Genomic DNA, 20,064 nt, shown 5'->3' on the forward strand with positions numbered 1-20,064 from the left:
ATTGCACGAAAGCAAAAATTCACCAAAAATATAAGCCATTGATTTATAACGATTTTAAAAATATCAGGTGCTGGCACAATCACTGCAACTACCTCTCCATGCTTGCCAATCAAGTGCTAACGGAGCTGATAGACATGAGCCTGATCCAAGAAAAATTTACCTCCCTGTTCTCCAACTTCGAAGTGACCACCCAGCCGCGTCCGGATGGTGGCATTCTGCTGACCCTGCGCAGCACCGAAGGCAAAGTGTTCAAGCGTTCGATTTCGTACCAGCAATTGCATGCCGGCGATCAGTTGTCGTGGGTGATCAGTGCGATTCGCCGTGACCTGGCCGAACAGGCCAGTGAACTGCCGCAGATTTCCATGCTGCAAAGCCAGCAGCGGTTTGCCCTGCCGACCTATCACTCGGCGTGAACCTTGCGGTTGTGTCAATAAACGCGCTGTAAACAAACAGGCCGTGAAAGCTTTAGCTTCACGGCCTGTTTTGTTTCTGACGGTACACCGATCCCCTGTGCGAGCTTGCTCGCTCCCACAGGTTATGTGTCTGGACCTTAGAAAGTGGAAAGATCAATCCGGGCAAAACTGTCGACGGTCACATGCCCCGCCAGCTCGCCGCCTTCTCGGGCCAGCCCGCAGGTGGCCATGCCGGCCATGCGCGCCGCGTCCAGTTCCTCGACGATGTCTGACAAAAACACAATCTGCGCAGCCTCCAGCCCGATGGCATAGGTGATGCGTTCGTAAGATTGCGCTTCACGCTTGGGCCCCGACGTGGTGTCGAAGTAGCCGCTGAACAGGGGCGACAAATCACCCGCCTCCGAGCAGCCGAAGATCAGCTTTTGTGCCTGGATCGAGCCCGAGGAATACACAAACAGTTTGAAACCGTCCTGATGCCAGCGCTTGAGCGCTTCAACGGCGTCCGGGTAAACGTGGCCTTTCAACTGTCCGGCATGATAGCCCTGCTCCCAGACCATGCCTTGCAATGCTTTCAGCGGCGTTGCCTTGCGGTCTTCGGCAATCCAGCCCAGCAGGATCTCGATCACCCGCTCAACGTCGGCGCCCGGTTCGTTGCTGTCGCGGCGCACGGCGGCCAGTTGCTCGGCCACATCTGGGCGCACGGCGTGCTGGCGAACAAAGTCCGGCAGGTGTTTGGCGGCATACGGAAACAGCACGTCGAACACAAAACTCACCGCGCTGGTGGTGCCTTCGATGTCGGTGAGAATCGCTTTGATCGGCATCGACTCAGTCCTCAAGACGCGGGAAGCGGCTGGCGATGTCTTCGCCGGTGAAGTTGGCGACCCAGCCTTCTGGATTGTTGAACAGTCGGATCGCGACGAAGTGCGGATGCTCGCCCATGTCGAACCAGTGTGGCGTGCCGGCCGGTACGGAGATCAGGTCGTTCTTCTCGCACAGCACGGCGTAGACGTAATCGTCGATGTGCAGGGTGAACAGCCCACGGCCGGCGACGAAAAATCGTACTTCGTCCTCTCCATGGCGGTGTTCGTCGAGAAATTTGGCGCGCAGTTCGGCTTTTTGCGGGTGATCGCTGTTCAGGCTGATCACGTCGACGGTGACGTAACCGCGCTCGGTCATCAGCTTGTCGATCTGTTCCTGATACGCGGCGATCACTTCTTCCTGGCTGGCGCCGGGCTGGATCTTCGCCGTGGCTTGCCAGCGGTCGAAACGCACGCCCTGCTCGGCCAGGGTCGAGGCGATGTCTTCGAAATGGGTCAGCACCTTGTTCGGAAGATCAGGGCTTGAGACGTGGTAAACGGACAGGCTGCTCATCAGGGCAACTCCTTAACGGTTCATGCGTTGCGGTTCATGCTTGACGGTTCAAAACCGCGCGCATCTTCAACTCGCATTCGAACAAAAATTCAAACGCTTCGATCTGCCGCAGTGCGTCGCTCATGCGCGCACCCCAGGTGTAGAGGCCATGGCCGCGAATCAGGTAGCCGACGCAATCGGGATGGGCTTCAAGCCAAGGCTGCACCTTGGCGGCGAGACGCGCAATGTCCTGATCGTTGTCGAAAATCGGCACACGCACCCGGGACTCGTGGGTCGAGACGCCGCTGAAGGCTTTTTGCAGTTCGTAATCTTCGAACTCGATGAAATCCTGCGGCGTCAGGCGCGACAACACCGTGGCGTTTACCGAATGGGTGTGCAGCACCGCGCCGATCTCCGGGCGCCAGCTGTAGAGCTGGGTGTGCAGCAGGGTTTCGGCGGACGGTTTTTTGCCCGGTTCCAGGCTGTTGCCCGACAGGTCGGTGGCCAGCACATCATCCACACCCAACTGGCCTTTGTGCTTGCCGGACACGGTCAGCAGCGCTTCGGTCGGCGACAGGCGGGTCGAGTAATTGCTGCTGGTGGCCGGCGACCAGCCGCGGCCATACAGAAAACGCCCGGCGTCGATGATTTCCTGGGCGAGGTGTTCACGGGTAAGGCTCATGGCCTGTCCTCTTGCATGCGTGTGGCAATGATAACGGCAGCGGCGAAGGCTGCGAGACTGGCAATACTAAAGGTGAACGTGGCCCCGAGCGCATTCCAGCTGTAGCCGGAATACAACGCACCCAATGCGCCGCCAGTGCCGGCGAGCGCGGCGTAAAGCGCCTGGCCCTGACCTTGCTGACGTGCACCGAAGCTACGTTGCACGAACTGGATGGCAGCGGCGTGAAAGCTGCCGAATGTTGCAGCGTGCAGCACCTGGGCTAACAGCAGCACCCAAAGGAATTCAGCCAGCGAGCCCAGCAGCAACCAACGCACGGCCGCCAGCAGGAAACTCACCAGCAGCACCCGACGCACCGAAAAGCGCGCGAGGATTTTGCTCATGACCAGGAACATCAGGACTTCGGCGACCACGCCGACCGCCCAGAGCATGCCGATCACGCCTCGACTGTAACCGAGCCGTTCAAGGTGCAGGGTCAAAAAGGTGTAATACGGCCCGTGGCTCACCTGCATCAGCGCCACGCAAGCGTAAAACGCCAACACGCCGGGGTTGCGCAATTGCCTGAGAAACCCGTCTCCGGCAATTCGCTCGCCCTGAACCGGTTGCGCGTTGGGCACCCACAGGCTGCTGATGATAATGCCGGCCATGATCAGCACCAGCGCCACCGGATAGATGTCGAGGCTCAGCCATTCGAACATCCGGCCCAACGCGACCACGGTGATGATGAAACCGATGGACCCCCAAAGGCGAATCTGACTGTAGCGCGACGTCTGCCCTTTCAAGTGCGCCAGGGTGATGACTTCGAACTGCGGCAGCACTGCGTGCCAGAAGAACGCATGCAACGCCATGACCATCGCCAGCCAGGCGTAAGTCTTGCTGACGAAAATCAGAGAAAACGTCAGCAGCGTGCAGACGGCGCCAAAGCGCACAATGGCCAGGCGTCGGCCGGTGTAATCACCGAGCCAGCCCCAGATGTTTGGTGCCACGCAACGCATCAGCATCGGGATCGCCACCAACTCGCCGATGCGCGCGCTGGAAAAGCCCAGATGATCGAAGTACAGCGCCAGAAACGGCGCTGTCGAACCGAGCAAGGCGAAATAGAACAGATAGAAACTGGAGAGCCGCCAGTACGGGAGCGCCGCCATAGTCCTCAGACCAAAGCGGCTGTGAGGTGAGCCATTAAAGCTGACCCAGCACCGGCGTGCTCACGCGCACGTCGGCATTCTGCCCGCGATGACGCAACAGGTGATCCATCAGCACGATGGCCATCATCGCTTCGGCGATCGGCGTGGCGCGGATGCCGACGCAGGGGTCGTGACGGCCCTTGGTGATGACATCCACCGGGTTGCCATGAACGTCGATCGAGCGGCCCGGCGTGGTGATGCTCGAGGTCGGCTTGAGCGCCAAGTGCGCAACGATCGGCTGACCGGAGGAGATACCGCCCAAAATGCCGCCCGCGTTATTGCTGAGGAAACCTTCCGGGGTCATTTCGTCGCGGTGTTCGGTGCCGCGCTGGGCGACGCTGGCGAAACCGGCGCCGATTTCCACGCCTTTGACCGCGTTGATGCTCATCAGCGCATGGGCCAGTTCGGCGTCGAGGCGATCGAAGATTGGCTCGCCGAGGCCCGGCATCACACCTTCGGCGACGACAGTGATCTTCGCGCCGACCGAATCCTGATCGCGGCGCAGCTGGTCCATATAGGCTTCCAGTTCCGGGACCTTGTCCGGGTCAGGGCTGAAGAATGCGTTCTCTTCCACCGAGTCCCAGGTCTTGAACGGAATGTCGATCGGGCCGAGCTGGCTCATGTAGCCGCGAATGACGATGCCCTGGGTCGCCAGGTATTTCTTCGCAATCGCCCCGGCGGCCACGCGCATGGCGGTTTCACGGGCGGAGCTGCGTCCGCCACCGCGGTAATCGCGCTCACCGTACTTGTGGTGATAGGTGTAGTCGGCGTGGGCCGGGCGGAACAGGTCCTTGATCGCCGAGTAGTCCTTGGACTTCTGGTCGGTGTTGCGGATCAACAGGCCGATGGCGCAACCGGTGGTGCGACCTTCGAACACGCCGGAGAGGATTTCGACTTCGTCGGCTTCCTGGCGCTGGGTGGTGTGGCGGCTGGTGCCGGGTTTGCGGCGATCCAGATCGCGCTGCAGATCCTCAAGGGAAATCTCCAGCCCCGGCGGGCAGCCGTCGACAATGGCGACCAACGCCGGACCATGGCTTTCGCCCGCGGTGGTGACAGTGAACAGCTTGCCGTAGGTATTGCCGGACATGCAGGACGCTCCGTGAAATGAACCTGAATACGTAATGCGCGCCAGTATACGCAGGCTACCCAAGTAGTTCATCCTCGAACCTTATGGGTGCCCGCGAGTCCAACCGGCACCTTTGTGAATGATGGCGTGATGATGCTGCGAGTTCTAGCCTTGAGCCTTACCCTGTTTACCGGCTTTGCCCAGGCCACTGTCCTGCAACGCCCGATCACGTTGGATACCGGCACCGGAGAGCTTTTCGGCTCGCTGTTGCTGCCGAAATCCGAGACCCCGGTGCCGGTTGTCCTGATCATTTCCGGCTCCGGTCCTACGGATCGCGACGGAAATAACCCTGATGGCGGACGTAACGACAGCCTCAAGCGACTGGCCTGGGTGCTGGCCAAACACAACATCGCCAGCGTGCGTTACGACAAGCGCGGCGTGGCGGCGAGCCTCGCGGCGACGCCGGACGAGCGCAATCTGTCGGTGGAAGCCTATGTGGCCGACGCTGAGGCCTGGGGTCGCAAGCTCAAAACCGATCCGCGCTTTGGCCAGCTGATTCTGCTGGGCCACAGCGAAGGCGCCTTGATCGCCAGCCTTGCGGCGCCCAGCATCAATGCTGCCGCGGTCATCTCGATGTCTGGCAGCGCCCGGCCGATCGACCAGGTGTTGCGTCAGCAATTGAGCAATCGCCTGCCACCGCCGCTGATGCTGCGCAGCAATGAACTGCTCGACAGCCTCAAGGCCGGCCACACCGACGACAACGTGCCACCGCAGTTGCAGGTGATTTTCCGCCCGAGCGTGCAGCCGTATCTGATTTCGCTGTTCCGCCAGGACCCGGCGGCGGCGTTCGCCAAACTGAAAATGCCGGCGTTGATCATCCAGGGCAGCAACGACATCCAGGTCGGCGTCGGTGACGCCAGGATGCTCAAGGCGGCCAAACCGGACGCTGAACTGGCGCTGATCGAAGGCATGAACCACGTCATGCGCATCGTGCCCAACGATGTGAAACGGCAAATGGCCTCTTACAAGGACCCGCAATTGCCGTTGGCCGCCGAACTCGGCGCGCGAATCCTCGGGTTTATTGACGGACTTCGCACCAGTTAGCCACTACTCACCCTCCAGTCCTGAAAAAAACGGCCGATAAGCCTTTGTCGCCAGCGCTATGACTGACGACAAGCAGAGCTTGGACAGGATCTCGCCGTTATGACTGATACCCAGACTTCACCCGACACGACCGCTGAAAAAGACGCACCGCCAGCGGTCGAGCTGCCGTGGGCGGACGTTCACGTCGAGCACCACAAGATGCTCCGCCTGGCGCCGCTGCAAACCGACCGCAATACCGGTGGGCGGCCATTGCGCTTTGTCGAATTCGGTTACGCCGACCGCCACAGCAAGGACCACAGCCTGATGCGCATGAACATCAAGCTGCCTGGCCAGCGCGTGCGCAAAGAGCAGAATCATCTGGACGTGTGGGTCGATCACACCGCCAAGCGTGTGCATTTCGAGCCCGAAAGCGGCTTGCAGATTGAACCGATGAACCGTGGCATCGGCCGGTTCATGGCCGCGCAAGGGATTACCTGGGCGAAGAAGCGTTGGCCCGGCTACACCGTCGACGGCACGGATCTGAACAATAAAGATGCGTTGAACGAAGACACGCGCCTGCGCCGAGATCACTTCCTGAAGTCGCATGGGTTTGAGGTGGTCTACGCCGACGCCCAGCATCTGAAAGGCAGCGTCAAAGAAGTTCGGGTCGAAGATCTGGTCGGTGACTGGAACAGCGAAAAGCTGCAAGTGGTGGAAATTCTCGAAGCCGCGCAGATGCTTCAACAGGCCGAGCAGAATCTGGCGGAGCAGGAAGTGAAGCTGAAGAAGCACGAAGAGAAGGTCAGCAAGTACAAGCGTGAAGACGCCGGGCTGCGCTTTACCATTACGTGCCTGGTGGCGTTTGCGGTGTTTCAGGCGGGGTTGTTGATCTGGATTGCTACGCACCGCTGATGGCTGATCGTTCCCACGCTCTGCGTGGGAATGCAGCCCGGGACGCTCCGCGTCCCCACGAGCAGACGCTGAGCGTCCATTGAGTCATTCCCACGCAGAGCGTGGGAACGATCATTGCGGGTTAGACGCGCGAAGCGAACAAGGCCTGATGATCGCGGCACTGCTCCGCGCTCAGCATGAACACACCATGCCCGCCGCGCTCGAAATCGAGCCAGGCGAAGTCGACTTCCGGGTACAGCGCCTCGACGTGAACCTGGCTGTTGCCCACTTCAACTATCAGCAAGCCCTTCTCGGTCAAATGATCCGCTGCTTCAGCGAGCATCCGTCGCACCAGGTTCAGACCATCATCACCGCAGGCCAGACCCAGTTCAGGTTCATGCTGATATTCGTCCGGCATGTCGGCGAAATCTTCCGCGTCAACGTAAGGCGGGTTCGACACGATCAGGTCGAAACGCTGACCCGGCAAGCCGTCAAACCCATCACCCTGAACGGTGTACACCCGCTCATCAACACCATGGCGCTCGATGTTCTGGTTGGCCACTTCCAGCGCTTCGAACGACAGATCGGCCAGCACCACTTCGGCATTCTGGAACTCGTAGGCGCAGGCGATACCGATGCAACCGGAACCGGTGCACAGGTCTAGAATTCGCGCAGGTTCGGCGCCCAACCATGGCTCAAAACGTTTTTCGATCAGCTCGCCAATCGGTGAACGCGGGATCAACACGCGCTCGTCGACAATGAACGACATGCCACAAAACCACGCTTCACCCAGCAGATAAGCAGTCGGAATGCGCTCTTCGATACGGCGCTTGAGCATGCGTTGCAGGTTGACCAGTTCGTCCTCTTCCAGGTTGCAGTCGAGGTAGCTGTCGGCGATTTCCCACGGCAAGTGCAAGGCACCCAACACTAGTTGACGGGCTTCGTCCCAGGCGTTGTCGGTCCCATGGCCGAAAAACAGATCCTCCCCATGGAAGCGGCTGACGGCCCAACGGATATGGTCACGCAGGGTACGAAGGCGGGAAGTGATCACGGGGGCAAACTCCAGAAAAAACGACTGGCGATTCTAACAGCCAAAACGCGCCACGACGACGCGGGAAAACAGCGGATCAGATGTAGGACATGTCCATTTTTGCCGTTGGCCATTGAACAAAACCTGCATCTTGACAAGGCTGCACGCCAGCAACGACGGCGCCTACGATAGTAGCGATTCACAGAACCGCTCAGCCAGAGGACAATGTCGCAAAAGCCCCACTCCAAGGAGCCCCAGAATGTCCGTTCCAAAAACGATGTTTCAACTCAGCGGCCGCGGTTACGCAGCAGCCAATCTGGGTCATGCGACCCTTGTCATCATCGATGCCCAGAAAGAATACCTCGGCGGCCCACTGGCCCTGACCGGCATGGATGCTGCCGTCGCGAACATCAAACAACTGGTGGCTGCTGCCCGTGCAGCCGGTCGTCCGATCGTGCATGTGCGCCATCTCGGCACCGTCGGCGGGCTGTTCGATCCACAGGGCGAACGCGGTGAGTTCATCCCGGGGCTGGAGCCACAGGCGGACGAAACCATTATCGGCAAACTGCTGCCGAGTGCGTTTCACGGCACCGAATTACTGGAACGCTTGCAGAACCTTGGTTCGCTGGACCTGATCGTGTGCGGCTTCATGAGTCACTCCAGCGTCAGCACTACCGTACGTGCGGCAAAGAACCTGGGCTTTCGCTGCACACTGGTTGAAGACGCTTGCGCGACTCGCGATCTGCCCTACAAGGGTGGCGTACTGACGGCCGAGCACGTTCAACAGACTGAAATGGCGATCATGGCGGACAACTTCGCCACCCTCGCCCTCACTCACGAACTGATCTGATCGGCCGCGAAGAGCGGTCAATACCGCCGCTCATCCGCAAAAGCCTCTCATTTGCTGCAATTGACTTAGCCTCAGGAACAACCCGGACAACTCCCGGTCGAAGGGCCGATACCCATTGAGGAAGGTCGGAATGAAGTTATCCGATGGTTTTGACGCACGCCGCTTGCGGCCCAAGGGCCAACGCAACTGGCGTTTTCGATTCGGCGCAGCCTTTGCTGCCTTGCTGGCGACGTGCGGTGTGTTGCTGGCAATGGCCGGCGCCGCCAGCCTGCTCGGCCGTCCCCCGGCCCTGGGCGAGTTGAACGCCAGCCCGCTGGGTTCGGCGATCATTCTGGCGGTTGGCCTGTTCGTGCTCTATATCGGTGTGTGGCTGTGGCGTCGCTGCCGGCGTCGTTCGCGCCAGTCACGAGAGCTGAACATGTCCCCGCACCTGATGAAAAAACACGATTGAATCGAAGGTCCGGCTTTTTTGGCGGGCCTCAATTGTTATGGATAGCGCCTCGACTTGGGTAAACTGGCCGCCCTTCGCGGAGGCTGACATGCAAGACGACGATTTTTCCCTGTTCAAAAGTGCGATCCAAGGCGTCAAGCCGATCAAGCACGATCGCGCCGACACCGGCAAACCCAAGGCCGACCGCGCGCAAATCGCCAAGCTGCGCCAGGCCGCGACCGTTCGCACCGATGCCACCACCGTTGATGGTCTTTCCGATCAGTTCGTGATCGACGTCGGCCCGGAAGACGAGTTGATGTGGGCCCGTGACGGCGTTCAGGAAAGCCAGATGCGCAAGCTCAAGGTCGGACAGATTCCGTTCGAAGGCAGCCTCGACCTGCATGGCATGTCGGTGGAAAAAGCCCGGGAAACCCTCTGGGCGTTCCTGGCCGAAGCCACCAAATTCGAAATCCGCTGCGTGCGTGTCACCCACGGCAAAGCCGTGCGTCTGGACGGCAAGCGGCCGATGATCAAAAGCCACGTCAACACATGGTTGCGTCAGCATTCCCAAGTGCTCGGCTTCACCTCGTGCCAACCGAAACATGGCGGTGCCGGCGCGGTTTATGTGATGCTCAAACGGACCATGATGGAAGGTCGCGACGAGTAAAGCTGTCGCTTCACGCTTGCAGCGCCGTGTTTGCCACCGTACCCTTGCCCTTTGCGAAAATCCCCACAGGTAGTTTCATGTCCCTGGAACAGAATTACACCGCGATTCTCGGCCAATTGGGCGAGGACGTCTCCCGCGAGGGCCTGCTCGACACGCCAAAGCGTGCCGCCAAAGCCATGCAGTACCTTTGCCGCGGCTATGAACAGACACTGGAAGAAGTCACCAACGGTGCCTTGTTCAGTTCCGACAACAGCGAAATGGTGCTGGTCAAGGACATCGAGCTTTACTCGTTGTGCGAACACCACCTTCTGCCGTTCATCGGCAAGGCTCACGTCGCCTACATCCCGAGCGGCAAAGTATTGGGCCTGTCGAAAGTCGCGCGGATCGTCGATATGTACGCTCGCCGCCTGCAGATCCAGGAAAACCTCAGCCGCCAGATCGCCGATGCGGTCCAGCAAGTCACTGGTGCCCTGGGCGTTGCGGTGGTAATCGAGGCCAAGCACATGTGCATGATGATGCGCGGTGTGGAGAAGCAGAATTCGTCGATGATCACGTCGGTGATGCTGGGTGAGTTCCGCGAAAACGCGGCGACTCGCAGCGAGTTTCTCAGCCTGATCAAGTAATTTGTTACACGAAGAAAACCGGCATTCATCGCCGGTTTTTTTTCGCCTGAGAAAAATCAGGTAAGCTGCGCGCCTTCCGTTCGCCCTGTGAGGCTTATTCCGTGTTCGTAAAAGCGCTTCGTGTCGGCCTTGGCCAACTGATCATCTTCATCGACTTCATCACCCGCCCAAGCAAGAAGCAGCGCCCCGCCGCCGCTCAAGCCCAGGTCGAAACGGCGGCCAAAGAGCTGACGCTGTATCAGTTTCACGCCTGCCCGTTCTGCGTGAAAACCCGCCGCACCCTTCGTCGCCTGAATGTGCCAGTGGCGTTGCGCGATGCGAAGAACAACGAACAGGACCGCCAGACCCTGCTGGAGCAAGGCGGCAAGATCAAGGTGCCGTGCCTGCGCATTCAAGAAAATGGGCAGACCACCTGGATGTATGAATCCAAGGTGATTATTGATTATCTGGATAAGCGATTTGCTGCAGCCTGATGGTTTTGTGGTGGTTTGACTGACGCCATCGCGGGCAAGCCCGCTCCCACAGTGATTTGTGGTGCTTACAAAACCTGTGGGAGCGAGCTTGCTCGCGATGAGGCCCGCACCAACACCGCAAATCCCGAACAGAAAAAAACCGGCCGATCGCCGGTTTTTTTTCGCCCCCACACCGGCGACAGACTGCTCGCGAACGCATCCCTCCCGGCGATATATCCCTATTGCCAATCTTTTCGTCTACAAAACCAAAAACATTATTTGCTTTATTTGTATACAAAAGCATAATCCACTTCGTGCGAGTTCCTGACCAACCGGTCAACAAATTCGCAAGTGCCTCAAAGGGCCGCTGCCACCCTCATGGGTCCGGCCCTGGAAATAAAAATAAAACTCTTGAGGAGTACTCGCTGTGGAAAGCCGCAAATCCGAAGCCCCGACGCTGGAACTCTCGCCGCCGTTACGCAATGGCTGGCTGGAGCGCATCTTCAAACTCAGCTTGCATGGCACCACGGTGAAGACCGAGCTGATTGCCGGTCTGACAACCTTCATTACCATGGCGTACATCATCTTCGTTAACCCCAACATCATGGCCGACGCCGGTATCGATCATGGCGCCGCATTCGTCGCGACCTGCATCGCGGCTGCCCTGGGTTGCCTGTTGATGGGCCTCTACGCCAACTGGCCGGTCGGCCTGGCACCGGGCATGGGCTTGAACGCTTTCTTCACCTACACCGTGGTCGGCACCATGGGCTACAACTGGGAAACCGCCCTTGGCGCGGTGTTTGTTTCCGGTGTGTTGTTCATGTTCCTGACCTTTTCGCGGATTCGCGAATGGTTGCTCAACAGCATTCCTGTGAGCCTGCGCTACGCCATGGGCGCCGGCGTGGGGTTATTTCTTGGGTTGATCGGCCTGAAAACCGCCGGCATCGTAGTGGATAGCCCGGCCACCCTGATCAAGCTCGGCTCCCTGCGCGAGCCCGGCCCGCTGCTGGCCGCCATCTGCTTCCTGATGATCGCCGTGCTCAGCTACCACAAAGTGTTCGGTGCAATCCTCATCAGCATCATCACCGTGACCCTCGCGGGCTGGGGCCTGGGCCTCGTCCACTACGAAGGCATCATGTCTGCCCCGCCAAGCCTGGCGCCCACCTGGATGGCCATGAACGTTGCGGGCGTGTTCAACGTCAGCATGATCAGCGTGGTGCTGGCCTTCCTCTTCGTGCACATGTTCGACACCGCCGGCACCCTGATGGGCGTCGCCCAGCGCGCCAATCTGGTGAACGCGGACGGCCGCATCGAAAACCTCTCTCGTGCCATGAAAGCCGACAGTGCTTCCAGCGTGTTTGGCGCTGTAGTCGGCGTCCCGCCCGTCACAAGCTATGTGGAAAGTGCCGCTGGCGTAGCGGCAGGTGGTCGGACTGGTCTTACCGCCGTCACCGTAGGTGTGTTATTTATTGCAGCCATGTTCTTCGCTCCACTGGCGGGCATGATCCCTGCTTATGCAACGGCCGGTGCGCTGATTTATGTGGCGATGCTGATGATGGGCGGCATGGCGCACATCGAATGGGACGAAGCGACCGACAGCATTCCGGCGATCGTCACCGCGATCATGATGCCGCTGACCTTCTCGGTCGCCGATGGTATCGCGCTGGGTTTTATCACTTACGTAGTGCTGAAGGCCTTCACCGGTAAGCACAAGGAAATTTCCGTCAGTTTGTGGGTGCTGTGCGCGATCTTCATCGCCAAGTTTATTTTCTTGTAAGCGTTACGCCGTAAGCGTTTCAAATCAGCCTCACCCCGTCGGGTGGGGCTTTTGCACAAATGGAGGAAAGTGATGAGTCTGGAAACCTGGCTACTGTTCAGCGGCGCTGCGCTGGTGGTGATCCTGATCCCGGGGCCCCTGTCTTTGCTGATGATCAGCAACAGCCTGAATTTCGGTTTGCGCCGTTCTTACCCCGCGTTCCTGGGTGGAGTGATTGCCTCGATCTGCTTGCTCAGTGCCTCGGCGCTGGGCCTGGGCGCGCTGCTGTTGGCATCGGAACAGTTGTTTAGCGCGCTGAAAATCGTTGGTGCGCTGTACCTGTTCTACCTCGCCTGGCAGAGCTGGCAGCAATCGCGCCAGCCATCGGTAGGCGCTGAAGTGCCCCAGACGGCGCCGGTGCCGCGTTTTCGCGCCCTGTTTGGACGCGCATTCGTGTTGGGCGCAAGCAATCCGAAGGATATTTTGTTCTTTGCTGCTTTCCTGCCGCAGTTTTTGAGCGCCGAACAACCGTTCCTCCCGCAATTGCTGATTATGATTGCGACCTGGACCGTGCTGGACCTGCTGTGCAAGTTGGCCTATGGGCTCGGCGCTCATGGCGCAGCGAAATATCTGCGCAGTGGCAAGGGACAAAGTTGGTTTAACCGGGTGAGCGCAGGACTTTTCAGTGGCGCGGGCGCGGCCTCCTTATTAAGCAACCACTGATCAGAACGCGTTACCCCCCACACTTAATTTCAATAAGGCTTTATTGACATCACCGGACCAGGAACCGTTTGCCAAGGATGGCAACACTTCAACCCCGCCCCGCAACAAACAGCAACACGCGATATACATATATATAGTTGTCTTTTCAGAACTCCCCCTAACATGGCGCAGCGACTTCGCACACAACGCCTGAAAAAGGAAGTTCTTATGGCAATTGTTTTCCAACCAGCCAACCTTGATCACTATAACGCCGTCGAAGTGACGGACATTGACCTGCAAGCCAATGAGTATTCGCCGACCACTATTGATGTCGACAAAGAAAGCATCACCTCCGCCCCACAACCAACAAACGCCAATAAAAGCCAGCTAAGGGTTATAGATGAGCTATTCGGTCCTATCAAGATAGGCTCCCATTCGATTACCCGATGCGCGCTGGATGCATTGGGTGCGACATCGAATGGTCAGCGTTTGAACGGTCAAAACACGTTCTTTCGCCATCCCAAGCGATCTTTTGTCAACGCGTTGCAGTTTGACCCTTTGTACATTGAAGCCCGTATGCGCTCCACCGGTACAACAGACGATTACACACTTCCTTCATTACTGTTTGAAATGGCGTCACAACGCCCGCTAACGGCTCCGCCCCTGTTAAGTGACAAACTCGATACGCCTGCCGATCCTGAACAGTACCGACACAAACTGGACAAACTTCTGAAAGCGGCACAGAAGCTTGATATACGCCACGCGCACTTATCCAAAAGTACGCCCCCATGGGTGAATCGGATCAAGAGCAGCAGCATGGTCAGTATGGGGACCGGGCTTCAGGCCTTTGGCATTTACAGCGGATTGCGTGGGCTTCAAGACGCCATTGCACGCAAAGACCACGGCGAAGTTGTATTCAACAGCCTCAGCACTTCAGCGGAAGTCACTTCGTTAGCCGTCGAAGTTGCGGTCACCAAGCAAGCAAAATACATGATCGAGGCGGGGCAAAAAGCCTACAAGGATTTCGCCAGAACCAGCTTCGGCGTTCGTCTGGGACGTGGTGCCGGCCTGATCGCAAGCGCACTGGCGCTGCCCTTCGATGTTATTTCCGCCGTTAAATCCTTTAACCATGCAGCGACGGCGACAGGCAAAGAAGCCATGGATCAATATGTCACCGCGGGCTTGAGCGTGACCAGCGCGGCAATGACGTTGATTTTGGGTGCCGCCGCGTTGGCAGGCTTCTCCGTTATCGGCCCGGTGGGGCTGGCAGCCGGACTTCTGCTGGTTGCAGGTTCCCAGGTCTACGCGGCGGTACGCGTTGTCGACGATATCGATGATTACATCGAACTCACTACCCACGAGCGCCTGCGCACGGGCTGGTTCGCGTTTTGGGGAATCAGTCCCGACGAAAACATACAAACCCGCCACGCGGTTGCCAAATCAACCGTTGAACATTCGAGATTGTTACAAGCGACCGCCCGAAAACTACTGGAAGGCAGGTTAAAGGACAGTACCGAGGTCATTGTAAACGGCAGGTTTACAGTAGAACTGACGCCAACACGGGTGCCGAGCTTCGATTGGGATGCCCAACACTACACGTATAAAACCGTCCAAAAACCCCATGTTATTGACAGTAACGACACCCTTGATGCGCGCAGCGGAGTGACTGCAAATATGCCGGGGGCGGAGTTTGGAGCACCCGGAGAGAACAAAGGAGCGGTGTGGTTTATTGGCGGCGGAAACGACACCATTCTTGGCATCGAAAAAAAGCCGAACAGATTCTATTACGGCGCAGGTATCAAGAACCTGACCGGGGGCGAAAAAGAGGATGAATTCGTCTTCGAGGGCGCTGCCGAACTCCTCAAAAACGGCCCAAAAGACCCTCTACCCACTACATTGAAAGGTGGCTTGGGCAACGACACATTAGTCGTCTCCGGCAGCTACACCGGGCGTAACCAACAACGATTTGGATATTTCATCGATCTGGACGATGGGCGGCTTTCTATCATCACCCGTGACCAGACCAATGACAGCCGCTTTAACTATCGACACACGCTTCTAGAGAGCATTGAGAACGTAGAAACCCTGGCGGGTGCGGAAAACAAGGTCATAGGTACCGATGGGCCGAACACTATCAAGTCTCGGGGTCGCGACACCATTGAGGCGGGCGCCGGGGATGACAAAATCTACCTTCTGAACAATCAAGGGTCGGCCTCCGGAGGGCCGGGAAAGGATCACTATGCAGTGGCCCATAAATCCGGCAGCGTATTTATTACTGAAGATGGTGTGGACGAGAGCGTCATTGCACTGGACTGGAGAATGGACCTGATCAAAGGCTGGAGGATCGAAGAACAGGAACTGGTCATCACCTCAGGATTTGATCTCGATGACATCAGCGAGAGGGATGTGTATATCAAGGGCGTCTATAAAACAGTCAACAATGAACGACAACTGCAGAACAGGAAACTGACTTTTGTTACACAGGACGGGTTTCATTTGATGCCTGAACTTCCTGACACCCTTGAGACGGCTGACCCGTTCGACATCAAAACCGTCATTACCCAACAGGGAACAACACAAAACCCGGTCATACTTTACAACCGCGAATACACGGTTGCACACGACAAAAACACGAGCTATTACATTTCGAAATTCAATGAGCATACGACCCTTGCAGTAAAGCAACGAAGCACAAACACGCTTGCGACCCTTTATCTGGATTACGCCAGCCATGAACTGACCCGGGCCGAGGCTTACTACAACGTAGACCTGATGCGCCAGCCTGATTTCGACCGCATCATGTATAAAGAATGCGGCATGACCTTTCACTTTGACAATAAGCGATTGACTATCAAGAACCTGGCCAGCTCTATCTGGAGCGGAGACCATAGAATCACAAGCCGACTAACGCGCCCCACCAACCTGTTGAACCAGCATTTTATTCTGATTATGAACGATGGCGTTTCTTATAGAGTTGGCCCACCCTCCCTACCCGATACAGCATTTTCGAACGATCAGTTCCAGATAAACGGCCCGATGGAGCGCACCAACGAAGTGCCGCTGCCACTAGCGGCTAGAGATGGAAAGTCTATTTTTCGTCAACCCTTGGACAACGAAGGCCATAAGCTGGGCAACCGGGAGAAATGCGTCAAACTTATCGCTTACCCGGATCAAACAGCCATCGAACATCTAGAGGGTGACGGCTCGACGTACCTTGTCCACCTCAGCACCGAAATGACGTTAAGCATTTCAACCCCAGGTGCTCGGGCGAACGCCAACCTTAAATCAAAATCGGCGTCTACCTGGGAATTCGATGCAACGGGCCTCGCCTACACCCGTATCAAACGGGTGGATAACCATCTGCTGATCGGACATACCGTCATTCATCTACCCCACTACGATGATCCCCAGGATTTGATCGATCAAATACGTGTCATCACGCCAGACGGGGTTGTCTACAAAGTCGATCTTGATTTCGACGAGGTCTACATTGATTCGCTGGATGGCAGGTACTTTAAAGGCCTCCTTTTGAACGAAGGAGCCCTAGCGGCAGAACTGACATCATTAGAACTGGAAGAGGTCGCCGTTCGACACATAGCCATGAGAGACGGTACTGCCGGCAGTCTGTCTTACAACCTGTCCGACCGTCGCTGGATACTTGATACAGACAAGTCCCGCACTGTCCTTTACACCGACCTCGTACCAATACATCGGTGCGCGCACCAACTCGAACACTGTTATGAGCTGATGGAATTCGGTATCAACTCAACCCCTCCTGCAAGCGCTGCCAATCTGCAGATACTTTTAGATACCTGCAAACTTTTATAGAGCCTGATCAAGACCTATATCACTATCAAGTTGAAGCCTTTTGTAGCAAATACCGCCACACCCTATAAATATTTATAGCCTCTCAACAGCTGATTCAATCAAAACTGACCACTGTGATGTCCAGGGCCGTGTACCTTCACGAGCCCTGTTTTTCACCCAACTAATTGTTCGTCCATTTCAGATGCCCTTCCTGATCTAGACCTTCACCAGATTATTTATCGGAACTTCGGTCATGGCTAAACCACCCAAAAAAGTTTCCAGCCCCAATACGCCTGGCACTTCATCGACCCTCCCCAGACCCTCCCCTGAGGATGACGTGGCCAGGATCGGCCCATCCGGCCGCGCTGACACGCCTGTGCGTGGAGGCGAAACGCCTACAGACCCACCTGCCCCAAATACCTTGCCAGGGCGACACGTCTCAACAACCGCCCGTTGTCGTCACCAACATGCCTGGCCGCACCGCCGGCCACTTCGTGCAACACGAAAACCTGGTGTCCTGGCCCCTTGAACGGATTGACCAACTGATTCAAGTCGGTGACACAGGGCTCTTCATGAACAAGGAGCAAAGGTTATATGCCAATCTTGAAAAAGCAGGGATTGGCAGAGTGGAACCCAACGCCAACGGCGATTACCAAGTCTATTTCCGTCAGCACCGTGCTGGTCCGCAACGGGTATGAGGTATTTCCTTTACTGAATGAGCATCGCAATCCCAAGCTGATATTCAAACGCGCAGGCCACGAGAAGGTTTACTTCCTGAAACTCGGCATTGTTGAGAGAAATGCGATTGAAATAAACCCGTCTCCCGTGCCCGAATTTGCCTACCCAGCTTTAGTTTCACAGGTGGGTAATGAAGCCCAGCAAGCACTCACCACCGCCAATCTACAAAACAACATCGTCTGGCTAATAGGTGGATTTCAAACAGCTCCGTTAGGCTGGCAGTCAGTTTTCATTATCAGAGAGCGTTAATAACAGCCATCTTTATTTACAGCCGAAATTCACTAAAGCTCCTTATCAGATCTTCGATGCTTATCGCTCAGACATCACCAACTTAACTAACTTTTAAGGAACACTGCTCATGGCTAAACCGCCAAAAAGAGTTGCAACTTCCAATACACCCGCCACTTCAACAACCCTTCCAAGGTCTTCATCAGAAGACAGTCGGGTACGAGGAAGCAGTCACGCCGCAACGGTCGGCCGACCGCTGGGAGACGCCAATCCCGTTTCCGACGCCAATGTGTCAAGTTCATCGCAAAGTACCTTGCCTCGTCAGCCAGTCGTCGTTACCGACATGCCGGTTCCCGCAACAAGCGCCGCCGAAATCGCTGCCAGCATGATTTCCTGGCCTCGAAACAAGGTCGATGAGCTCTTCAAGATCGCCAACACCGGGCTGTTCATGAGCAGCCGGCAACAGCTTTACGCGGATATTGGAGAGGAGGGCATTTTTCTGATCAGAACAAATGCGAAAGGCGATTATCAGGTTCCCCTCCCGTTTGCCCCAGGCCAACCCGGCCCGATCCTCAAGAAAATCCCTGGCCAGCCACAGTGGAGAATCGCCCGAGAGGGCCTGGTTCTCCCCACCGCAGGCGTACCAGCGAGGCCGGAAGCGCTGGAGATCATTCCCCGGCACTTGGCCGAAAAACTGACGCCACCCAATGCCAACGGCCTGCGCTACGACAAGCTGAAAAGAACCTATGTCGACCTTGCGGAAGAAGGCACGGTCATGGTTCGTAAAAATACGAACGGGGACTATCAGGCCTCCTCAACAAGCGAATTGACCCCTTCGGGCCCGCTACTCGAAGGCATTGATGGGATGACGCTATGGCAACGCAAGACAATCAACACCACAGCCTCAGACGCGGAAGAGTCAGGCCCCACGCCAGGCAAGCGCCCTCGCCTGGATCAAAATGCCGAGGCGTCCGACCCCGTGGCAGATAACAGCCATCCTGCCGGCACCTTGAATGAAAACCCCTATTTGTGGGCCTCCTGGGGAAGAATAACCAAACCAGATTCGGGCGAATCCATAAAAATTGGTCAGCTCCACTACCCGATCGTGCCAAAGGGGCCGATGGCCGATCAGCTACCCCTCGTTTTCATTCAACACCCCGGATTTGCGCCTTCGCGTTTCGAGGTATTCGAACGCATGTTGCAGGAAGCACCTTCGTTGCAACCCGTTGCCACGTCCCACCACGCCGGCACAAATATTCGGAAAGTCGACGGCGCTACTCGCCTCTTTGAGAAATCACTGACGCAACAGGTCGCGGATGTCTACAAGGGTTTCACGGAGCCGACTTCGCGCGCCGTTGCCAAGCGACTATTTGAGGTTTCCAATGAGTCGCAGGTGTTCAATGGCCGCGGGTTGGCGCTAATGATGCAAACCTTTCGCCATTGGCAGGGCAAGTCGACCATCGGCGTGCCACGACTCGGCGACCCGTTGGATATGTTGCCTGTCGCGTCCGGCAATGAAGGCGCCAGACGGATCGTCGAATTGCTCACTCCAGATTCCGTAGCGCCCTTACAGCAGTTGAACTTCAGACCCGAGAGCACTCATGCCTGGCAGTCCTACGCCGAGTTGCCCAACGGACCGGGTCGACTTTCGTTACTACTTGCTTCGATACTGGGCCACAACGGCTACAAGGTCTTCCTTCCTGCAAACGCTGAGAATGTTCAGCTCACGCCCCCAACGCTGGTATTTAAAAAGCCCAATCACAACAAGGTCTACTTTCTTAAACTGGGACGTGTGGAGACCGATGCGATTGAAATCAAGCCGCCGCCCATACCAGAGCTTGCCGACCCTCTGCTGAGGGCACGAGTGGGTGCCGAAGCCCACCAGTTGCTGCTTGCCGCCAATGCGAAGGGTGATGTGGTATGGCTGATAGGTGGCGTCCAGCACCCGCTCGCAGGAAATCCTTCTGTTTTCATTATCAAGGAACGCTGACAGAGAAACGTGCGCACCTCGTCGTCGGTTAGCGGGGCGCAACCCAAATGTGTTGGGTCAAACACGACGCAAAAAAAAGCCCGCAGTGTGAGCGGGCGAAAGACCAAAGAAGCTATATGCGCAGT

General features: G+C 57.1%; 19 protein-coding genes. 13 read left to right on the top strand and 6 right to left on the bottom strand.

All coding sequences use genetic code 11. The annotated features are described in order from the left end of the window. Nucleotides 1-134: 134 nt before the first annotated feature. Nucleotides 135-413 (top strand): DUF3509 domain-containing protein, encoded by a 279-nt coding sequence (locus K0F88_RS15090; RefSeq protein ID WP_208671975.1) that lies wholly within the window; start codon nucleotides 135-137, stop codon nucleotides 411-413. A 137-nt stretch (nucleotides 414-550) separates the two neighbouring features. On the opposite strand, the gene mtnC is transcribed toward K0F88_RS15090, so the two are convergent. The 5 genes from mtnC to aroC are packed head-to-tail and all read right to left on the bottom strand — an operon-like array spanning nucleotide 551 to nucleotide 4,713. Further along, nucleotides 551-1,234: an acireductone synthase gene (gene mtnC, locus K0F88_RS15095; protein WP_094471402.1), complete on the bottom strand. Its 684-nt coding sequence runs from the start codon at nucleotides 1,232-1,234 to the stop codon at nucleotides 551-553. A gap of 4 nt (nucleotides 1,235-1,238) precedes the next feature. After that, nucleotides 1,239-1,784, bottom strand: coding sequence for an acireductone dioxygenase (locus K0F88_RS15100; protein WP_010456634.1), 546 nt, complete (start codon nucleotides 1,782-1,784; stop codon nucleotides 1,239-1,241). Nucleotides 1,785-1,818: 34 nt separating this feature from the next. Continuing rightward, nucleotides 1,819-2,445, bottom strand: coding sequence for a methylthioribulose 1-phosphate dehydratase (locus K0F88_RS15105; protein WP_094471401.1), 627 nt, complete (start codon nucleotides 2,443-2,445; stop codon nucleotides 1,819-1,821). After that, on the bottom strand, nucleotides 2,442-3,587 hold the full coding sequence (locus K0F88_RS15110) for an MFS transporter (protein WP_219095563.1): 1,146 nt from the start codon (nucleotides 3,585-3,587) through the stop codon (nucleotides 2,442-2,444). Before K0F88_RS15110 ends, K0F88_RS15105 begins: the two co-directional genes overlap by 4 nt. 34 nt (nucleotides 3,588-3,621) lie before the next feature. Continuing rightward, nucleotides 3,622-4,713, bottom strand: coding sequence for a chorismate synthase (gene aroC, locus K0F88_RS15115; protein WP_219095564.1), 1,092 nt, complete (start codon nucleotides 4,711-4,713; stop codon nucleotides 3,622-3,624). A gap of 129 nt (nucleotides 4,714-4,842) precedes the next feature. Here aroC and K0F88_RS15120 point away from each other — a divergent pair, with 129 nt between their 5' ends. Together K0F88_RS15120 and K0F88_RS15125 are read left to right on the top strand one after the other, a co-directional pair. Continuing rightward, a complete protein-coding gene (locus tag K0F88_RS15120) occupies nucleotides 4,843-5,796 on the top strand; it encodes an alpha/beta hydrolase (protein WP_094471398.1) in 954 nt (317 codons plus the stop codon). Nucleotides 5,797-5,895: 99 nt separating this feature from the next. Then, a complete protein-coding gene (locus K0F88_RS15125; RefSeq protein ID WP_094471397.1) occupies nucleotides 5,896-6,687 on the top strand; it encodes a hypothetical protein in 792 nt (263 codons plus the stop codon). A 121-nt stretch (nucleotides 6,688-6,808) separates the two neighbouring features. Here K0F88_RS15125 and prmB read toward each other — a convergent pair whose 3' ends face one another. Then, nucleotides 6,809-7,717 (bottom strand): 50S ribosomal protein L3 N(5)-glutamine methyltransferase, encoded by a 909-nt coding sequence (gene prmB, locus K0F88_RS15130; RefSeq protein WP_219095565.1) that lies wholly within the window; start codon nucleotides 7,715-7,717, stop codon nucleotides 6,809-6,811. Nucleotides 7,718-7,955: 238 nt separating this feature from the next. Here prmB and K0F88_RS15135 point away from each other — a divergent pair, with 238 nt between their 5' ends. The 10 genes from K0F88_RS15135 to K0F88_RS15180 all read left to right on the top strand — a co-directional run bounded on the left by K0F88_RS15135 (nucleotide 7,956) and on the right by K0F88_RS15180 (nucleotide 19,939). Next, a complete protein-coding gene (locus K0F88_RS15135; protein WP_094471395.1) occupies nucleotides 7,956-8,546 on the top strand; it encodes a cysteine hydrolase family protein in 591 nt (196 codons plus the stop codon). Nucleotides 8,547-8,676: 130 nt separating this feature from the next. Next, a complete protein-coding gene (locus K0F88_RS15140; RefSeq protein ID WP_010456650.1) occupies nucleotides 8,677-8,997 on the top strand; it encodes a hypothetical protein in 321 nt (106 codons plus the stop codon). A gap of 88 nt (nucleotides 8,998-9,085) precedes the next feature. Next, nucleotides 9,086-9,643, top strand: a complete 558-nt coding sequence (locus tag K0F88_RS15145; RefSeq protein WP_219095566.1) for a Smr/MutS family protein — start codon at nucleotides 9,086-9,088, stop codon at nucleotides 9,641-9,643. 77 nt (nucleotides 9,644-9,720) lie between these two features. Continuing rightward, complete coding sequence (folE, locus tag K0F88_RS15150; RefSeq protein ID WP_003204506.1) at nucleotides 9,721-10,266, top strand: GTP cyclohydrolase I FolE; 546 nt, start codon at nucleotides 9,721-9,723, stop codon at nucleotides 10,264-10,266. A 101-nt stretch (nucleotides 10,267-10,367) separates the two neighbouring features. Beyond that, on the top strand, nucleotides 10,368-10,739 hold the full coding sequence (locus tag K0F88_RS15155; RefSeq protein ID WP_219095567.1) for a glutathione S-transferase N-terminal domain-containing protein: 372 nt from the start codon (nucleotides 10,368-10,370) through the stop codon (nucleotides 10,737-10,739). Nucleotides 10,740-11,145: 406 nt separating this feature from the next. Continuing rightward, entirely contained in the window at nucleotides 11,146-12,495 is a 1,350-nt protein-coding gene (locus tag K0F88_RS15160) for an NCS2 family permease (RefSeq protein WP_109628747.1), read from the top strand. A gap of 72 nt (nucleotides 12,496-12,567) precedes the next feature. Next, nucleotides 12,568-13,197 (top strand): LysE family translocator, encoded by a 630-nt coding sequence (locus K0F88_RS15165; RefSeq protein WP_219095568.1) that lies wholly within the window; start codon nucleotides 12,568-12,570, stop codon nucleotides 13,195-13,197. Nucleotides 13,198-13,404: 207 nt separating this feature from the next. Further along, on the top strand, nucleotides 13,405-17,004 hold the full coding sequence (locus K0F88_RS15170; RefSeq protein WP_094471389.1) for a calcium-binding protein: 3,600 nt from the start codon (nucleotides 13,405-13,407) through the stop codon (nucleotides 17,002-17,004). Nucleotides 17,005-17,577: 573 nt separating this feature from the next. After that, entirely contained in the window at nucleotides 17,578-17,970 is a 393-nt protein-coding gene (locus K0F88_RS15175) for a hypothetical protein (RefSeq protein ID WP_219095569.1), read from the top strand. Between the two features lie 109 nt (nucleotides 17,971-18,079). Then, entirely contained in the window at nucleotides 18,080-19,939 is a 1,860-nt protein-coding gene (locus K0F88_RS15180; RefSeq protein ID WP_176457778.1) for a hypothetical protein, read from the top strand. Nucleotides 19,940-20,064 lie beyond the last annotated feature (125 nt).

Source organism: Pseudomonas sp. UMAB-40, assembly GCF_900095275.1.
Lineage (GTDB): Bacteria > Pseudomonadota > Gammaproteobacteria > Pseudomonadales > Pseudomonadaceae > Aquipseudomonas > Aquipseudomonas mandelii_B.

Coding starts and splice junctions, on each gene's coding strand:
- K0F88_RS15165 (WP_219095568.1), top strand. CDS start 12,568: ATGAGTCTGGAAACCTGGCTACTGTTCAGCGGCGCTGCGCTGGTGGTG.
- K0F88_RS15100 (WP_010456634.1), bottom strand. CDS start 1,784: ATGAGCAGCCTGTCCGTTTACCACGTCTCAAGCCCTGATCTTCCGAAC.
- folE (WP_003204506.1), top strand. CDS start 9,721: ATGTCCCTGGAACAGAATTACACCGCGATTCTCGGCCAATTGGGCGAG.
- K0F88_RS15135 (WP_094471395.1), top strand. CDS start 7,956: ATGTCCGTTCCAAAAACGATGTTTCAACTCAGCGGCCGCGGTTACGCA.
- K0F88_RS15175 (WP_219095569.1), top strand. CDS start 17,578: ATGCCAATCTTGAAAAAGCAGGGATTGGCAGAGTGGAACCCAACGCCA.
- K0F88_RS15180 (WP_176457778.1), top strand. CDS start 18,080: ATGGCTAAACCGCCAAAAAGAGTTGCAACTTCCAATACACCCGCCACT.
- K0F88_RS15105 (WP_094471401.1), bottom strand. CDS start 2,445: ATGAGCCTTACCCGTGAACACCTCGCCCAGGAAATCATCGACGCCGGG.
- aroC (WP_219095564.1), bottom strand. CDS start 4,713: ATGTCCGGCAATACCTACGGCAAGCTGTTCACTGTCACCACCGCGGGC.
- K0F88_RS15120 (WP_094471398.1), top strand. CDS start 4,843: ATGATGCTGCGAGTTCTAGCCTTGAGCCTTACCCTGTTTACCGGCTTT.
- K0F88_RS15145 (WP_219095566.1), top strand. CDS start 9,086: ATGCAAGACGACGATTTTTCCCTGTTCAAAAGTGCGATCCAAGGCGTC.
- K0F88_RS15110 (WP_219095563.1), bottom strand. CDS start 3,587: ATGGCGGCGCTCCCGTACTGGCGGCTCTCCAGTTTCTATCTGTTCTAT.
- K0F88_RS15170 (WP_094471389.1), top strand. CDS start 13,405: ATGGCAATTGTTTTCCAACCAGCCAACCTTGATCACTATAACGCCGTC.
- K0F88_RS15140 (WP_010456650.1), top strand. CDS start 8,677: ATGAAGTTATCCGATGGTTTTGACGCACGCCGCTTGCGGCCCAAGGGC.
- K0F88_RS15090 (WP_208671975.1), top strand. CDS start 135: ATGAGCCTGATCCAAGAAAAATTTACCTCCCTGTTCTCCAACTTCGAA.
- mtnC (WP_094471402.1), bottom strand. CDS start 1,234: ATGCCGATCAAAGCGATTCTCACCGACATCGAAGGCACCACCAGCGCG.
- K0F88_RS15125 (WP_094471397.1), top strand. CDS start 5,896: ATGACTGATACCCAGACTTCACCCGACACGACCGCTGAAAAAGACGCA.